At 56.4% G+C, this 17,224-nt stretch carries 16 protein-coding genes; 10 read left to right on the forward strand and 6 right to left on the reverse strand.

Annotation, left to right across the window (positions count from 1 at the left end; translation table 11 throughout):
* Positions 1–41: 41 nt before the first annotated feature.
* Positions 42–1,733, reverse strand: coding sequence for a flagellar basal-body MS-ring/collar protein FliF (gene fliF, locus CA2_RS05480; RefSeq protein ID WP_042413815.1), 1,692 nt, complete (start codon positions 1,731–1,733; stop codon positions 42–44).
* A gap of 181 nt (positions 1,734–1,914) precedes the next feature.
* Here fliF and fliE point away from each other — a divergent pair, with 181 nt between their 5' ends.
* A complete protein-coding gene (gene fliE, locus CA2_RS05485; RefSeq protein WP_042413820.1) occupies positions 1,915–2,238 on the forward strand; it encodes a flagellar hook-basal body complex protein FliE in 324 nt (107 codons plus the stop codon).
* A 418-nt stretch (positions 2,239–2,656) separates the two neighbouring features.
* On the opposite strand, the gene CA2_RS05490 is transcribed toward fliE, so the two are convergent.
* From CA2_RS05490 to CA2_RS05510, 5 genes are all read right to left on the reverse strand, one after another.
* A complete protein-coding gene (locus tag CA2_RS05490) occupies positions 2,657–2,947 on the reverse strand; it encodes a flagellar protein FliT (RefSeq protein WP_476728541.1) in 291 nt (96 codons plus the stop codon).
* A 24-nt stretch (positions 2,948–2,971) separates the two neighbouring features.
* Positions 2,972–3,382 (reverse strand): flagellar export chaperone FliS, encoded by a 411-nt coding sequence (gene fliS / locus CA2_RS05495; protein WP_042413551.1) that lies wholly within the window; start codon positions 3,380–3,382, stop codon positions 2,972–2,974.
* Between the two features lie 95 nt (positions 3,383–3,477).
* Positions 3,478–4,845, reverse strand: coding sequence for a flagellar filament capping protein FliD (gene fliD, locus CA2_RS05500; RefSeq protein ID WP_042413553.1), 1,368 nt, complete (start codon positions 4,843–4,845; stop codon positions 3,478–3,480).
* A gap of 433 nt (positions 4,846–5,278) precedes the next feature.
* On the reverse strand, positions 5,279–6,460 hold the full coding sequence (locus tag CA2_RS05505) for a flagellin (RefSeq protein WP_042413555.1): 1,182 nt from the start codon (positions 6,458–6,460) through the stop codon (positions 5,279–5,281).
* 178 nt (positions 6,461–6,638) lie between these two features.
* Complete coding sequence (locus tag CA2_RS05510) at positions 6,639–7,838, reverse strand: flagellin (RefSeq protein ID WP_042413558.1); 1,200 nt, start codon at positions 7,836–7,838, stop codon at positions 6,639–6,641.
* A 392-nt stretch (positions 7,839–8,230) separates the two neighbouring features.
* Here CA2_RS05510 and CA2_RS05515 point away from each other — a divergent pair, with 392 nt between their 5' ends.
* The 9 genes from CA2_RS05515 (at position 8,231) to CA2_RS05545 (ending at position 17,148) form a co-directional block, all read left to right on the forward strand.
* Positions 8,231–9,472 (forward strand): flagellin, encoded by a 1,242-nt coding sequence (locus CA2_RS05515; RefSeq protein ID WP_042413561.1) that lies wholly within the window; start codon positions 8,231–8,233, stop codon positions 9,470–9,472.
* A gap of 264 nt (positions 9,473–9,736) precedes the next feature.
* Positions 9,737–10,843, forward strand: a complete 1,107-nt coding sequence (locus tag CA2_RS05520; RefSeq protein WP_042413564.1) for a DegT/DnrJ/EryC1/StrS family aminotransferase — start codon at positions 9,737–9,739, stop codon at positions 10,841–10,843.
* Between the two features lie 16 nt (positions 10,844–10,859).
* Complete coding sequence (locus CA2_RS17465; protein WP_081888879.1) at positions 10,860–11,636, forward strand: TylF/MycF/NovP-related O-methyltransferase; 777 nt, start codon at positions 10,860–10,862, stop codon at positions 11,634–11,636.
* Positions 11,637–11,670: 34 nt separating this feature from the next.
* The gene (locus CA2_RS05525) at positions 11,671–11,895 is read left to right on the forward strand and encodes an acyl carrier protein (RefSeq protein WP_042413567.1); all 225 of its coding nucleotides are present in this window, start codon (positions 11,671–11,673) and stop codon (positions 11,893–11,895) included.
* Between the two features lie 11 nt (positions 11,896–11,906).
* On the forward strand, positions 11,907–13,298 hold the full coding sequence (locus CA2_RS05530; RefSeq protein WP_169741448.1) for an AMP-binding protein: 1,392 nt from the start codon (positions 11,907–11,909) through the stop codon (positions 13,296–13,298).
* A gap of 13 nt (positions 13,299–13,311) precedes the next feature.
* A complete protein-coding gene (locus CA2_RS05535; protein WP_245620890.1) occupies positions 13,312–14,439 on the forward strand; it encodes a LuxE/PaaK family acyltransferase in 1,128 nt (375 codons plus the stop codon).
* Positions 14,340–15,713 (forward strand): acyl-CoA reductase, encoded by a 1,374-nt coding sequence (locus CA2_RS05540; protein ID WP_156105964.1) that lies wholly within the window; start codon positions 14,340–14,342, stop codon positions 15,711–15,713. The genes CA2_RS05535 and CA2_RS05540 overlap by 100 nt, the downstream gene beginning before the upstream one ends.
* A gap of 2 nt (positions 15,714–15,715) precedes the next feature.
* Complete coding sequence (locus CA2_RS17470; RefSeq protein WP_081888880.1) at positions 15,716–16,390, forward strand: acetyltransferase; 675 nt, start codon at positions 15,716–15,718, stop codon at positions 16,388–16,390.
* A complete protein-coding gene (locus tag CA2_RS05545; RefSeq protein ID WP_042413574.1) occupies positions 16,387–17,148 on the forward strand; it encodes an SDR family NAD(P)-dependent oxidoreductase in 762 nt (253 codons plus the stop codon). The genes CA2_RS17470 and CA2_RS05545 overlap by 4 nt, the downstream gene beginning before the upstream one ends.
* Positions 17,149–17,224 lie beyond the last annotated feature (76 nt).

The raw sequence follows: 17,224 nt of genomic DNA on the forward strand, positions 1-17,224 counted from the left end.
CTCTTTGTGTTCTGTAGATAGTTAGGTGCCAGTGGTCAGGATCAGTGGCTGCCATCGCTGCCATTGACCCAGGTCTTGACGATGTTGGCCACGGCAATCGGGTTCTGCTTGGCCAGGGCACGCGCCTGCTCCAGGCGCAGCTCCTCGGGGGTGGGCTCGCCCGGCTTGGGCGGCGCGGCCAGCGCTGGGCGCTCCAGCTCTTCGGCCTCCAGCAGATCCAGCTGCTGGGCCAGCTCCTTCTTCTTGCGGGCCTTGAGGATCGGACGCACCACGCCGAACATCAGGATCAGGGCCGCCAGCACCAGGCCCACCGGCCAGGCGATGGAGCGCACCAGATCGATCGTTTCGGGCTGCTGCCAGATCGGCAGGTCCGAAGCCAGGCGCAGCTCCTGCTGGAAGGGCGCGTTCATCAGGTTGACCGAATCCCCGCGCTCCGCGTTGAAACCGATGGTCTCGCGCACCAGGGCCAGCATCTGGGCCTGCTGCGCCTCGGACATGGCCTGGGGCGTCACGGCCGCGCCAGCCTCGGCCGCTGTGCCGGGCAGGTAGTTCACCACCACCGCGGCCGTCATGCGCTTGATGGAGCCCGTGCTGTTGCGGGTCACGCGCACGGTCTTGTCCACTTCATAGTTGGTGACCGATTCGCGCTTGCTGCCGGGAATGGCCATGATGTTGGTCTGCTGGCCGTTGGCCGCCTGCAGCGTGGGGGCCGCGCCGTTGATGGGCGCTGCCGCGTTCTGCGGGGGCTGGTTGCTCGTGGCACCGGGCACGCCGGTCGGGGGCACGGGCTCTTTCTCGCCAGTGCTTTCCAGCACCTGCTGGCTGCGCACCGCGCTGGCGGCCTGACCCTGGTTGGGGGCATGCAGTTCCGAGGTCGATTCGGTGCGCGAGAAGTCCAGCTCGGCCGTCACCTGCGCCTTCACATTGCCTTTGCCGACCACCGGCTCCAGGATGTCCAGAATGCGCTGGGTGTACTGCTTTTCCAGCTGTTGCTGGTACATCAGCTGCTGGACGTTGACGGGGCTATCTTCGGGGTTGCCCGTCTGCGACAGCAGCTTGCCCGAGTCGTCCAGCACGCTGACCGCGCTGGGCAGCATTTCCGGCACGCTGGAAGAAATCAGGTGCACGATGCCCGCGATCTGCGTGCGGTCCAGCATGCGACCGGGGTACAGGGTCAGCAGCACGGAGGCCGAAGGCTTTTGCTGCTCACGGAAAAAACCATTCTGGTTGGGCAGGGCCAGGTGCACGCGGGCATTCTGCACGGCCGACAGGCCCATGATGGAGCGGGTCAGCTCACCCTCCAGGCCGCGCTGGTAGTTCACGCGCTCCTGGAACTGGGTAATGCCGAACTTGCTGTTCTCCATGATCTCGAAGCCGGAGACTGCGCCCTTGGGCAGCCCCTGGGTCGCCAGCTTCAGGCGCACATCGTGCACCCGGTCCGCGGGGATCATGATCGAACCACCACCTTCGGTGTACTTGTAGGGCACGTTCATGGCCGCCAGCTGCGTGACGATGGCGCCACCGTCCTTGTCGCTCAGATTGGAAAACAGCACGCGGTAATCGGGCTGGCGGCTGAACATCAAGGCCGCCACCAGACCGGCGACCACCAGCGCGCCCACAGCGCCGATCAGGATGCGCTGATTGCGATCAAGGCTTGCCACCCGCTGCTGCCAGTTCATCGGGCTTGCGGCAGGGGGGTTCTCAGCAACAGGAATTTCAGCAACTGCAGACATGTTCTTTTCCAAATGGGAGCTCAGGCCCGACACGGAGCCCAACGTGCCGCCGATTATTCGGACTTCCCACGCCACCGTTCCCCCGATAAGGCGGCCGTTTCCCCATTTATTCACACAGATGCCAGGTTTGCATTTGCCTACGATTGCGCCATCAATCAAGAACAACCTAGGGATGAACACCATGGACCTGCGCCTGCAAAGCACCAACTCTGCGCTGACACCCATTTCCAGCGATATGGCCCAACGCCTGACCAAGCCTGTGCAGCAGGCCGAAGCAGACGGCCATGGTTTCAGCCACGCCCTGGAAAACGCGCTGCGCTCCGTCAGCGCCGCCCAGAACCACTCCAGCCACCTGCAGCAAGAAGTGCAGATGGAAAATCCCTCGGTCAGCCTGGAAGAAACCATGGTGGCCATGCAGAAGGCGCAAATCGGCTTCCAAGCCACCCTGCATGTGCGCAACCGCCTGGTGCAGGCTTACACCGATGTCATGAACATGCAGGTCTGAGCACCTGCCGGTGCAGGGCGAATGGCCACCCTGGCCTGCGCCCCGCCCTAACGCTCACTCACTCTCAAAATCTTGATGACCGCACCCTCGGGTTGCGGTCTTTTTTGCGCGCAAACCTGGCCACTGCCCATCGCCACGCAAGCAGGTCCACAGGCCTTTCAGCTCAGAAAAGATGAGCACACCGCGCACATCCACTGGACGATTCAGGTCGTTGATGCATTAAAACCATGAATAGCAGGGCGCCGACAGCTATCAAAAGTATTGCACCTCAGCTGCCGGCCGTTTCAGCGACACTGACCACGCCGGTGCCTGGTTCCGACTGCCGCAGGCGAACCCATGAAAAAAGCCGCATGCCTTGCAGCATGCGGCTTGTGTCCCCACCAAGGACTTAACCACCTAGCAGGACGCAGCGCCCACCTCAGTGCAGCACCGAGCTGGCCGGCACCTTGCCCATGTACTCCAGCGTCGCCAGCCACGGCTCGGCCAACACCCGGATCTGCGCGTCATTGCGCAAGATGCTCTGCATGATGCGCGTCTTTTCCTTGCGCTGCGCCGGCGTCAGCACCAGCTCCTGCGACTGCACACGCAGCTCGCCAATGAGCACGGCGCACGACTTCTCACATTCCACCACGCAGTCCCAGTTTTGCTGCATCGCTGCTGCCAGCATTTCGGCACTCTTGGCCTCAATGGCCTTGTAGTAATCGAGCAATCTGTTCTCCTGCACAGCACCCCCTCACATCACGGGGTTGGCTGCGGTTCCAATCTCTTTCCAGCCTTGCGCCACGGGCTGCAAAACCTTGATAACGTCTTCCACCAATGCCACATCATTGTGGATGTTTGCCTTGGTCAATTGGGCCACAGAATAGTCATACAGCAGCTTCAGATTAGCCGCCAATTCACCACCTTTTTCGAGGTCCAGACCCATGACCAAACCCTCTTGCAAAATGCGCACGGATTTGGAAATATGGCGCCCCTTTTCCTCCACCTCACCACGCTCGATGGCGCCACGCGCCGCGTTCAGCGACTGGAATAAGCCATCAAACAGCATCTGGATCAGTTGGTGCGGGGAAGCATTCTCCACACCCGAGTGGGCCCCCACCTGACGATAGGCATTGGCTGCCCCGTAGCTTGCAGAAGAAAACATGTGTTGTTCCTTACTCTAGTTCGGGCACGTTCTGCTTGGATTGCACAGCCACACGCCCGAACTCAAAAAATCCGAAAAATAACCTGGTACCCGAATCAGCTCGAGGACTTGTTCCACGTCGTCACCATCTGCGAGACGTAGGAGTTCAGGGCATTCAGCGAAGACATCTTGCCATCCAGCGCCGAATACTGTTTATAAAGACGCTCTTCCAAGGTTGTTGCACGTTTATTCACCTTATCTTGCTCGGCGCCATTACTTTTGAGTGTGCGCTCCAGCGAGTCGGTCTTCGAATTGAGCGTGCCGTCAAATGCCAAGAGTTTGTCCGTCACCTCCTTGAAGTTCACGGCAACCCCCCCCCCTTGACCCATGCTATTGGCCTTATTGGCGAACAAGGCTTTTAAGTCATCGACATTCGCCAAGCCTTTGTCCAGCTTGGTGCTGTCCACCGTCAAACCACCACCTTCACGCATTTGAATGCCAATATCGGAAAGACGTGTCAACGCTCCTGTGCTACCAGAAATACCTTGGGTCAACATCCGCAACGTATTTTGCAAGCTCACCGTTGCACTATCACCCTGCAGAACGCCTGCGGTTTTGGTCTCCTCGGTGTACTTGGTCGACTTAGACAGCAAATCGTTGAGCTCGTTGTACGCATCCACAAACTCTTGCAAGCTCTTCTTGATGGCCTCGGTATCCGTCTTCACCGTCATGGTCGCGGAATTCGTGGTGATCTCCGACACTGAGAAAGACATCCCCGGAATCGTGTTGGCAAACGTGTTGCTGTTCGACTCCACAGTCACCCCGTTCAGCTTGACCACCGCATTTTGGGCAAGCTGCGAATTTGTCTGCCCCAGCTTCGTCAAAGCCGGGTCAATACCAACCGTAAAACTATTGCCGGTTCCACTGTCTTTGGAACGCAGCATCAGGCGCTCCTTGCCATCCACGTCCGTCACCACCGAGGCCTGGATCCCCATGCCGGCCTCGTTGACCTTGGCAGCAATTTTGGTCAACGTATCCGAGCTGGAAATATCCAGCGCCTTGACCACCTCATTCGCACCCACGCCTTTCTTGAGAGTGAGTTTTCCAGACGCCCCCATCGTTTCGTCTTTGGCCAAAGCCGCGGCGCCCGCCCCCCCTACCACCGTGGTCTGAGCCTGCGCCAGCTGCGTGACTTGGATGTTGTAAGTCCCTGGCGCGGCAATCCCCGTCATGCTCCCAGAGATGGTGGAATTGCTGGAGGAAATATTCACCCCATTCCACGCGCTGTCGCGGGTCAGTTTGGAAACGATATCCCCCAACTTAGAGGTCAGTGATTTGATTTCACCGTAGGTGGAAATCTGGGTCTGAATGCCTTCGGCCTTGGATTCGAGCTTCTTCAGCGGTATTTTTTCAGCAGTCACCATCTGCTCGACGATTTTGGCAACGTCCAACCCGCTACCGATACCTGCCGATGAAATTGCCATGATGAAGACTCCTGTTGCATTAAGTACCCGCAATGACCCAAATCACGCGTAGAACAAGCTGATTGTCGTCGGATTGGCGTTCACGCAAAAGCCCAAACAAAACCTCTAGCACCCGCCAATCCAGGTGACCTGCCTACGCAGCCAGCGGCCTCAAGAGGCCATACCGTTTTATCGGCAGCCGCCGCGCCAACTTGAGCCTGGACCGCACCCACATCATCCACTAGGCCATACGCCTTGCCGCCAGCAACAGCAGCAGGGCTCGACTGCGCAAACACTCTGCCCCGACTTGCCGAGAGCATCCTGCCGGCATTCGAGGCATGCATCGCGCAATAGAAAAGAAAAAAGGCAGCCACCAGACACCTGGCGGCTGCCATCAAAAGCAAAACTATCCTCGGTCTGCCACCCTGTAGAGGCCGGCAGACCGTACCGCCACTTAACGCAGCAGACTCAGCACCTGCTGGGGCAACTGGTTGGCCTGGGCCACCATGGCAGTACCTGCCTGTTGCAGGATCTGCGTGCGGCTCAAGTTGGCGGTTTCTTGCGCAAAGTCGGCATCCACCACGCGGCCCCGGGCAGCGGTCAGGTTCTCGTTTTGAATGTCGATGTTTTCCACCGTTTTCTCAAAACGCGTCTGGATGGCACCCAGCTCGCCCCGGGCGGTATTGACTTTGTTGATGGCACTGTCGATTTTCTGCAGCGCATCCCACGCACCTTTTTGGGTACCAATATCCACATCGTGAATACCCACAGTGTTCTTTTGGGCATCACCAGAAATGGTTCCCAGCGCTGCAGAGGTGCCACCGCTCAAGGCAACGTTGATCGCCTGGTAGGTACCACCATCTTTGATGGTGCCACGGAACTTAACCGCGCCATCTTCCAAGAAGGCAGTCACTCCGGTATCGGCAGTTTTCGAGTTGATCGCCTGGAGCACTTTGCCCAATGCTTCTTCATTGGTTGCATCGCTCGAATTGGCAATGGTTGCCTTTGCCGACGCACCATCGGCCCCGGTAATGGTCACGGTGATCGGTGTGGCGCCCGTCATCATGGTGCCTGCGATCGACACCGCTGCTTTCGCAATCTCAGCCTCCGCATAGTTGGCCTTGCCCAGCTTATCCACCTTGGTATTGGCCAGTGCCCCCACCGTGATGTTGTCGCCCGAGTTGGCACCCACCTGGAACACCGCCCCCGTGAAGCTGCCGTCCAGCAGCTTGGCACCGTTGAAGCTGGTGGTTTTGGCCACACGGTCCACTTCATCGCGCAGTTGCTTCAATTCCGCTTGCAGCGCTTCGCGGTCGGTTTTGCTGTTGGTGGCGTTGCCCGATTGCACGGCCAGCTCGCGCATGCGCTGCAGCATGTCGCCCACTTTGCCCAAAGCGCCTTCGGCCGTTTGTGCCAGCGAGATGCCGTCGTTGGCATTGCGCGAGGCCACCGCCAGGCCTTTGACCTGGGTGTTCATGCGCTCGGCAATGGCCAGGCCAGCAGCATCGTCTTTGGCGCTGTTCACACGCAGGCCCGAAGACAGGCGCTGCATGGAAGTTGCCAGCGAGCCGCCGGACAAGCCCAGATTGCGCTGGGCGTTGATGGACACCACATTGGTGTTAATTGACATACCCATTTCGATTCCCCTTCTTAGGATTCACTTCTAGTGATACACCTTCGCCCAAGCTTTGAAATATGTTTTCCAAATGCTTGAGCTAGGCTTTTTTTGCAGGCAGCTTGCACCACCCGTTTTCGTCATACCCCGCCCGGTAACCGATGAAGAGGCGGCCACCCAGCAGGGCATACAGTTCTCTTTACTGCAGCAGCTTCAGCACGTTCTGTGGCAGTTGGTTCGCCTGGGCCACCATGGCGGTGCCGGCCTGCTGCAGGATTTGCGTGCGGCTCAGGTTGGCCGTTTCCTTGGCAAAGTCCGCATCGGTGATGCGACCGCGAGCCGCTGAGATGTTCTCTTGCATGATGTCGATGTTTTCAATCGACTTTTCAAATCGGGTCTGGATAGCGCCCAGCTCGGCACGGGCAGCGCTGACTTTGTCCAGGGCACTGTCAATGCGCTGCAGCGACTCCCAGGCACCCGTTTGGGTTTTGATGTCCATTTTGTGGATACCGGTTTGGTCGGTGTTGGCAGTCGTGGGTTGTGCCAACAGCGCCGTCACACCAGCCGCCGCACCAGACACAGCGATAGCAGCACTGGCCAGCACGCCATCAGCATCTTTTTCAGCACGGTATTGGATGGACTTACCGTCATCGGCCAGAAAAGCCACGATGCCGGTGTCTGCCGTTTTGGAGTTAATCGCCTGAATCACGCGGCCCAGTGCTTCATCACCGGTTACGTTCTCATCTTTGGCAATCGTCACCTGTGCGCTGACCTTGTTGGCACCGGTGATATTGATGATCACATCGGCGTTGGTCATATTGTTGGCTGCAGCTGTTTTAGAAGCATCAGCAATACCGGTAACGGAACTTGTACCAAACTCCGTTTTACCCAGCTGATCCACCTTGGTATTGGCCAAAGCCCCCACCGTGATGTTGTCACCCGAGTTGGCACCCACCTGGAACACGCCACCGGTGAAGCTGCCGTCCAGCACTTTTTTGCCGTTAAAACTGGTGGTTTTGGCCACGCGATCCACCTCATCGCGCAGTTGCACCAGCTCGGCATTGAGCGCTTCGCGGTCACTCTTGCTGTTGGTGGCGTTGCCCGCTTGCACGGCCAGCTCACGCATGCGCTGCAGCATGTCGCCCACCTTGCCCAAGGCGCCTTCCGCGGTTTGCGCCAGCGAGATGCCGTCGTTGGCATTGCGCGAGGCCACCGCAAAACCACGCACCTGGGTGCTCATGCGCTCGGCAATCGCCAAGCCCGCGGCATCGTCCTTGGCGCTGTTGACGCGCAGACCCGACGACAGACGTTGCATGGAGGTGGACAGCGAGCCGCCCGACAAACCCAGATTGCGCTGAGCGTTGATCGAGACAACATTGGTATTGATGGTCATGGCCATGGTGCGATTCCTTTAAACGGGCAGTGTTTGAACAAGTTTTGCTTGTCGCATCCAGGCTGCCTGACCTCTGTGGGCCGTTGCGGCATGTGGTGCCTGCTGCGTACACATGGTTTATCGGGCACCGACCAGAAATCTTTAGCAGGTTTATGAAAAATAGTATTAAACACTTATCCACAAAGGATTTGTAGCTATATTTTTTGAACCAATAAGACCCACAAAACCACAAGAAGAACCCCAAACCCCACGCTTATTCCAGCAATACCCGCAAGGCAGGCAGGAAAGAATGCCTCCATCGCTCCTGTTGCCTGTCCGCCTCTCAGCGCCCATGGTTTCTAGGTGACGCGAAGCAACTCGCATCCTCCGTTTTCTGCCTAACTGAAGGAATCACAGCAATGGCCGCAACAATCAATACAAACATCGCCTCGATCAACGCTCAGCGCAATCTGACGCTCTCGGGGCAGTCCCTGAACACGACCATGCAGCGCCTGTCATCAGGGCTGCGCGTCAACAGCGCCAAGGACGATGCCGCGGGCCTGGCGATTGCCGAGCGCATGAACACGCAAGTCAAAGGCATGACCGTGGCCTCGCGCAATGCCAACGACGGCATCTCGCTGGCACAGACCACAGAAGGCGCTTTGGGCAAGATTGGCGACATGCTGCAACGCATGCGTGAGCTGGCCGTGCAAGCCGGCAACGCCACCAACAGTGCGTCCGACCGTGCCGCACTGCAAGCTGAAGTCAAGCAAATGTCGGACGAAATTGACCGCGTGGCCAAGCAAACCAATTTCAACGGTCAAAAGGTGCTGGATGGCAGCTTCGCTGGTGCAGTATTTCAGGTAGGCGCCAACTCGGGCGACAACATCACCTTGGGCGCACTGGTCGACACTCGCTCCAGCCAACTCTCGAGCATCAGCTATGCTGGTACTGATATCACCTCCGTGGACACCGCGACAGGCGCCACCGCTTTGTCCGGCTTTGCGTCTGGTGTATCCGGTCTGAAAATTACTGTCGCCCCCCCAGGGCAGACCATTGACCTGAACGACCTGCCAGCGGCCGAAAGCCGTCAGGAGCGCCTGGGTCAAGTCATTGAAGCCATTAACAATAAGACCGCCGACTCCGGCGTCACCGCCTACCTCACCAAGAACGAAGGCACCGAAACCTATAAAGTGGAACTGCGCTCCGAAAAGCTCGACAAAGATGGCATTCCCGTCTCTATCTCTTTCGGCGGTTTCGATGCATCGACCACGGGCCTGGACAACACAGCAACTGCCATCGGCGGCAGCAATACCACCGCCGTTGGCGCGGTCTACAACGACTCAGGTATTGATACGATTGACGTGAGAACCCAAGCCGGTGCATGGACTGCGCTGAAAAAAATCGACAGTGCGATCGACCAAGTCAACGGCGCTCGCGCCACCTTAGGCGCCATCCAGACGCGTTTTGAGACAGCCGTCAACAACATTGATGTACAAGTCGAGAACCTCTCGGCCGCACGTGGCCGTATCGTGGATACGGATTTCGCCAAGGAAACCGCCAATCTGAGTCGCACGCAAATCCTGCAGCAAGCAGGCACTGCGATGGTAGCCCAGGCCAATCAAATTCCGCAAAACGTGCTGAAGCTGCTGCAGGGCTAAGCATCTAAAAACGGCGCCAACCACGCCGGCGCGACCAAATAGCTGCTCACGCTTGTTTTCTCTGGCTTTCAGATCTCGTCATCTGGAACTCAGAAGATGCAGGCTTGAGCAGCTTTTTTTTAGTGGTGCGGCAGAGAAATTCCCCGGCTCCTAATAGCAGAACACTTCTACTTTCCCCTGTCTTCTTGCCCTTTTGCCAGGAATACGTGCTGCTACGCTTGTTGCGAAGGTTCACCCTATGACGCCGCAAGGCGCCCCCATGCCATGGCAGCAGAAAAAATCTACGTTACCCAGCCCTACCTGCCCCCCTTGGAGGAGTTCATCCCCTACCTGGAGCAAATCTGGGCCAATAAAGTACTGACCAACGGCGGCCCCTTTCACCAGCAACTCGAACAAGCACTGTGCCGCTATCTGGGGGTGCCGCACATCAGCCTGTTTAGCAACGGCACCCTGGCTCTGATTACCGCCCTGCAAGCGCTGCGCATTCAGGGGGAAGTGATTACCACCCCCTACTCTTTTGTTGCCACGGCCCACGCCTTGCTATGGCAAAACTGCACACCCGTGTTTGTCGATATCGAGCCGCACACCCTCAACCTGGACCCCGCCAAAATCGAAGCGGCCATCACCCCGCAAACCACCGCCATCCTGCCCGTGCACTGCTACGGCAACCCCTGCGACACCACAGCGATTCAAAAAATTGCCGACAACTACAACCTGCGCGTCATCTACGATGCGGCCCATGCCTTTGGCGTGCAAGATGCCGGAGGCAGCATCTTGCGCCACGGCGACCTATCGGTACTGAGCTTTCACGCCACCAAGGTCTTCAACACCTTTGAAGGCGGCGCCATCATCTGCCACGATGCCAAAACCAAACAGCGCATTGATCACCTGAAAAACTTTGGCTTTGTGGACGAGGTCACCGTTGTCGCTCCAGGCATCAACGGCAAGATGAGCGAAATCAACGCCGCCTTTGGCTTGCTGCAACTGGAACATATGCCACATGTCATGCAGCGCCGGGCCGAAATTGATGCCTATTACCGCGAGCAACTGGCACATGTGCCAGGAATTACCTGCTTACCCCAAGGCCACCAGACTGTCGCCAACCATTCATACTTTCCGATTCTTATTGGGCCTGAATACCCTTTAAGCCGAGATGCTTTGTATGAAAAGCTTAAAGAGAATGGTATTTATGCACGGCGGTATTTTTATCCGTTGATTACTGATTTTTCTATGTACCGTGGGCTTCTTTCAGCAGCAGCTGAAAATATAACTATTGCCGAAAAATTTTCAAGACAAGTATTGTGCTTACCGATTTATCCAAAAATTACTAAAAATCAATTATTAACAATCAGTAGGATAATTTTTAATTAATTATCAAATTTACCAAATGAAAAATATGAAAAAATCAAATGAACTTTCTCAAAAAACAAATACAGAAATCATCAACAATGAAAATTTACGTTTAATTTTAAGTGATCTATTACCAAAATTTGGGCCGCATTGGCATATTCACTCAATGGTCGGAATGAAGGTTCAAACTCTTGCCCGGACGCTCTACTACTCAGAACTTTATAAGAATATTGTTAATACTCCAGGCGTAATATGTGAATTTGGAGTGCAATGGGGCGCAACCATGACCACTTTAACTAATTTGCGCTCTATTTATGAACCCTTTAATATATCAAGAAAAATAATTGGCTTTGATACTTTTGAAGGATTTCCATCTATATCTGACCATGACTCTCTTCAAAATTCTGAGAAGATGTGGGGCATTGGTGACTACTCAACAATAGATAATTATGAAAAAATTCTAGAAAATATTTTAAACTCACATGAAAAAAATTCTCCAATGCCTCATATTAAAAAACATGAACTCATTAAAGGAGATATTAGTATAACTTTTCCAGAGTGGCTCAAAAAAAATCCTCACTCAATTATATCAATGGCTATCTTTGATACCGATTTATACACTCCTACCAGGGACGTTTTAAATTTAATTTCAGATAGACTAACCAAAGGCTCTATTCTTGTTTTTGATGAATTAAATTGCGAACATTTCCCAGGAGAGACAATCGCCCTAAGAGAAACACTAGGATTAAAAAATTTAAAACTAAAAAGAACTCCACTACAACCTTACTGCTCATGGGCAGTCTGGGGAGAGTAGGGTACTGACTTAAACCTATCCATGAGCAAATAAAATGAAAGAAAAACTTCGTAATATTTTTTCAACCAGTTTAAATATCAAAATTGAAGAAATTCATGATGAATTAAAATATGCAACCATTCCACAATGGGACTCGGTAGCACATATGGCCTTGGTGGCCGCCATCGAAGAGGGTTTTGACATCATGATTGACGCTGAAGACGTGATTGACATGAGCAGTTTTGCAAAAGCCAAAGAAATTGTCGCAAAGCATCTTTAATGTGCTCCTCCATGACGCATACGATGTTCTGGGATACTCGCCCAAACCACCAGCACAACACAGCCATCGTTGACGAGCGCGGCTTAGCCATCAGCTACACCGAGCTCTCGCAGCGCGTCGCAGCAGCAGCACAGCAGTTGCGCGGTCTGGGCCCACGACAACTCGGCCTGCTGCTTACCAGCAACACCCTGGGCAGTCTGGTGGCCTACTTAGCCTGCCTGCAGGCACGCCATGTCCCACTGTTACTACCTGCGGGCATAGCCCCGGCCTTGGCGGCCAGCCTGCAAGCGCATTACCAGCCGAACTGGGTGATGGGGGAGCATCTCCAGGCAACACCTTTAAGGGGAGCCGACTTGCCCCTCACTCAACTGCAGTATCCCGCCAATCACAAAACCAACCTGGCCCCCGAACTGGCGCTTTTACTCAGTACCTCCGGCAGCACGGGCGGTCCAAAGCTGGTACGCCTGTCCTACGGCAACCTTCAGGCCAACGCTACTGCCATTGCCCAATACCTGGGCCTGACCCCGGATGAACGGGCACTGACCATGCTCCCACCCCACTATTCCTACGGCCTTTCGGTCATCAACAGCCATTTGCACGCCGGTGCCAGTCTGGTGCTGCAAAACGTCAGTGTCCTATCGCCCGCATTTGCCGAAACCATCCGCGCACAGGCCGTTACCTCGCTATCAGGTGTTCCCACCATCTATCAGATGCTGTGGCGCACCGGCTTCAGCAAGCAAGACTTCCCTTCGCTGCGCACCCTAACCCAAGCTGGCGGGAGGCTCGATGACAAGCTGATCCGCGCCTTTGCCCAATTGGCTGATGCGCGCGGCTGGCGCTTCTTCGTCATGTACGGGCAAACCGAGGCTACGGCACGCATCAGCTATATGCCGCCGCATCAGCTGGCAGAAAAAATAGGCTCCATTGGCATTGCCATCCCCGGCGGCCAGCTGTACATCGACCCTGCTAATTCCGAATTGATTTACACCGGCCCCAACGTCATGCTGGGCTACGCCAACTGCCGGGGAGATCTGGCCTTAGGCGACACGCAACGCGGCCTGCTGCGCACCGGCGATATGGCGCAACAGGACGATGAGGGCTTTTTCTACATCACCGGACGGCTCAAGCGTTTCGTCAAGCTGGCGGGCAACCGTATTGGCCTGGACGAAGTGGAGCAGCAGTTGCAAAACAAGCTGGAGCTGCCCGTCATGGCATCAGGCCGCGACGAGCGTTTGGTGGTCTGGCTGGAAGCAGCTGATGAGGCGCTGATAGAGGCCACGAAACAATGGCTGTCCAGCCGGTTCGGCATCCATCACAGCCTCTGTCGGTTCAGGCTGGTGGAGCGCCTGCCCGTCCTGAGCAACGGCAAAAAAGACTACCCCGCCTTGCTGGCCGATGCTTGAGAGGAAGCCGCCCATGCCTGCCAACACCCCGCCCCAGCAACCCACAGCCACGCCTGACTTTCCAGGTATGGCGATTGCACTAGACACCCCGCCCTACAGCCTGAGCACCGCGCAAAAGCAGCCCCTGCTACTGGATGCCTTGAACGCACTGACGGCATGGCACGCCCAGCACTGCACGCCTTACGCCAACATGCGCCAGCGCATGTTTGGCACAGCCCCTGCGGCCTGCCGTGAAGATGTGCCGTGGCTACCGGTGCGCCTATTCAAAACCCAAGACCTGATGAGCAGCGAGCGCAGCAGCATCATCAAAACCCTGACCTCCAGCGGCACGACTGGGCAAGCCGTCTCACGCATCTATCTGGACCGTGAAACCTCGTTGCGCCAAACGCGGGTGCTGACGGCCATCATGGCCAGTTTTTTGGGTAAGCAGCGCCTGCCTATGGTGATTGTGGACAGCGCCGATCTGCTCAAAGACCGCAGCCGCTTTAATGCACGGGCGGCGGGTATTTTGGGCTTCTCCGTATTTGGCAGGCAGCACCATTACTGCCTGGATGCAGGGTTGGACTTGCAAATAGATGCCTTGCAGGACTTCCTGGCCCAGCACCGGGGCGCGCCCATTCTGGCTTTCGGCTTTACCTTCGTGGTCTGGCAGCGTTTGCTGCAAGCCGTCATCGCGCAAGGCCGCAAACTGGACTTTGGCCCCGGCAGCACCCTGATTCACGGTGGTGGCTGGAAGCGCCTGCAAGACCAGCAGGTAAACAACGTCACTTTCAAGGCGCTGCTGCGCGAACACCTGGGGCTGGAGCGCATCTTCAATTACTACGGCATGGTCGAGCAGGTCGGCTCCATCTTCATGGAGTGCGAGCACGGGCACCTGCACGCCCCGGCATTTGCCGATGTCATCGTGCGCGACCCGCTGACGCTGGAGCCGCTGCCGCCTGGGCGCGAAGGCGCAGTGCAAGTCCTGAGCGCCCTGCCGGTGAGCTACCCCGGCCACTCCCTGCTGACGGAAGACCTGGGCGTGCTGCACGGCGAGGACGATTGCCCCTGTGGCCGTCACGGGCGTTACTTCTCCGTTCTTGGTCGTCTGCCTCAGGCAGAACTGCGCGGTTGCAGCGATACCAGGGCCATTCCAGCATGAACGCGATGCCGAAGATTACCTTTTTCCTGGGCGCACGCCCTGACTCCAGCCTGCCGGATGCGCTTGCGCACAGCAACGCCTTGCCCGCCTGGGAGCCGTTTGACCCGCGTGCCGTCACCTTTGTTGGCAAGTTCTCACAAAAGCTGCTGACCCACCCACGCATCCGCGAATTCCCAGAACTAGCCGCACTGGCGCATTGGTTTCGCGCCGCACGCCTACGCGAGTTGGAGCAAACCCGCCCAACGCTGACAGATGCCATAGTGCGCGGTCGCGGCCTAGTGTTTCACCTAGCTCCAGCCAATGTGGACTCGGTTGCCATGTACTCGTGGCTGATTGCACTACTGGCAGGCAACGTCAACTGGGTACGGGTATCGCAAAAACCTTCGACCCAATTCGATTTCATCATGGCCGTGTTGCAGCAAACCTTGGCCGACGAGGCAGCGGGACACCCCATCGTCGGGCGCGTGGTGCTGCTGACTTACCCGCACGATGAGGCGGTTACACACACCATCTCCGCAGCCGCCATGTGTCGCGTAGTCTGGGGTGGCGATGCCACCGTGGCCGCCATCCGCGCCATTCCCTTGCGCCCCAGTGCCACGGAACTATGCTTTCCCGATCGCTTTTCTGCCGCTGCCATCAACGCCCCTGCCGTGCTGGCACTCGATGATGCCGCGCTACACCAACAGGCCGCGGCCTTTTATAACGATGCCTTCTGGTTTGCCCAGCAAGCCTGCTCATCCCCCCGGCTGCTGGCCTGGGTCGGCCATGCCAGCGAATGCGCCCAGGCACAGCAACGCTTTTGGGCTGCGGTGCAAAGCCAAGTAGCACGCATGCAGCCGGAGAACACCGCCGCCATGCACATGGCACGACTGGGCACGGCCTTCGACATGGCCGCACAGGCGCTGGCACACCCGGCCCCGGAGCAAACCGCCGGAGCGCACCCGTTGCGGCTGACCCTGGAGCAAGCACTGCAACCGGCCATGAAAGACTTGCACTGCGGCAACGGCCTGTTTTTGGAACAACGCCTGAACCACCTGCACGAACTGGCCCCGCAACTGAGCGACAAGGAGCAAACCTTGACTGTTTTGGGCTTTAACCGCGCTGAGTTGTTGGATTTGGTAGACAGCCTGCCGCCCCGTGCCATCGACCGTATCGTGCCATTTGGCGAGGCACTGAGTTTTGCACCGGTCTGGGATGGAGTGGACTTGTTTACCGCCTTCACCCGCCAAATCAGCCTTCCACCCCAAGCCCACTCAACACCCCAAGGAAGCTAACCATGTCACGCATTCTTATCGCTGGAGGCGGGGGCTTTGGCCTGGAAATGTATAGCTACATCACCGCCGATTTGGCCGCCACAGAAGCATCACAGCGCCCCCTGCTTGGTATCCTGAACGATGGCCCGGACTGCGAAGTGCTACACAAAATCCCACAAGCGCTGTATTTCGGCAACATTCAGGACTACCATCCCCAGGTCGGCGATGCCATCACCATTGCCATCGGCAGCCCCACCGCTCGGCGTACCCTTGCCGACCTGCTGCGCACACGCGGTGCACAGCTCTTGACCTATATCCACCCCTCAGCACTGGTAGCCACAACCGCACACATTGGCGAAGGGGCAATCATCTGCCCCAACAGCATCGTGAATGCTAGTGCGACTATTGGTGACAATGTGGCACTGAATGTTTTTTGCAGTGTCGGCCACGGTGCCAAAGTAGGAGCGCATTCTGTCCTCTCACCCTACTGCTCACTTAATGGCGATGCTGTTTTGGGTGAAGGCAGTTTCATGGGCTCTGGTGCCACCATATTCCCCAAAATCCAAGTTGGTGATAACTGCACAATTGATGCACATACTGCCGTTCGACACCCTGCGCCCGACAATCAAATGATTGCGGTACGCGGACAATATTTGGTCGTAGCACAGCGCTCACTTCCCAAAAAACCGATCATATGAGTACCCACCCTCAACTACTTAAAGGCAAAATTGCTGTTATCACCGGCGCATCCCGCGGTATTGGTTTTGCCACAGCCCAAACGTTTTCCCAAGCTGGAGCGCATATTGTGTTGATGGGCCGCTCTATGGCGACCTTGGAGCAGGCATGCGCACAGATACGCACATCCCAAGACGATGCTCAGGTGCAAGCCATTACCTGTAACGTGGCCGACCCGCACAGCGTTCGCGATGCCTTTCAAGCCGTGTTTCGCATCCATCAAAAACTTCATATTCTTGTTGCTAATGCGGGGGTTTTGGATAGCGCACTCATAGGTATGGTCACGCCACAACAAATTGCAAGTAATTTTGGCACTAATACCTTTGGTACGCTTTACTGCGCCCAATACGCCAGCCGCTTAATTGCCCGCTCTGGCGGTGGTGCCATTATCAATTTCAGCTCCATAATGGGGCATTATGGTGAAGTGGGGCAAGCAGTCTATAGCGGCAGTAAGGCCGCTATCATCGGTATCACCAAATCGTTAGCTAAAGAGCTTGTGCCACAGAATATTCGCGTCAATGCAATTGCCCCCGGTTTTATCGACACCGACATGGCACGCTCCATCAGCCCAGAAAAATTCGCTGAGCGGTTAGCCTCTATCAAAATGGGGCGTATCGGTACGCCCGCAGAGGTAGCCAACGTAGCGCTGTTTCTAGCCAGCGATATGGCTAGCTATGTAACCGGTCAAGTAATTGGAGTTGACGGGGGAATGGCAATTTAGATGATTAAAACTTGATACATAATTAATCATACTAAACCGTAGTGAAAATTTATTCTCTAGGAGAGGCTTTTAAAAG

This window comes from Comamonas aquatica NBRC 14918 (assembly GCF_000739875.1).
In the GTDB taxonomy this organism is placed as follows: Bacteria; Pseudomonadota; Gammaproteobacteria; order Burkholderiales; family Burkholderiaceae_C; genus Comamonas; species Comamonas aquatica.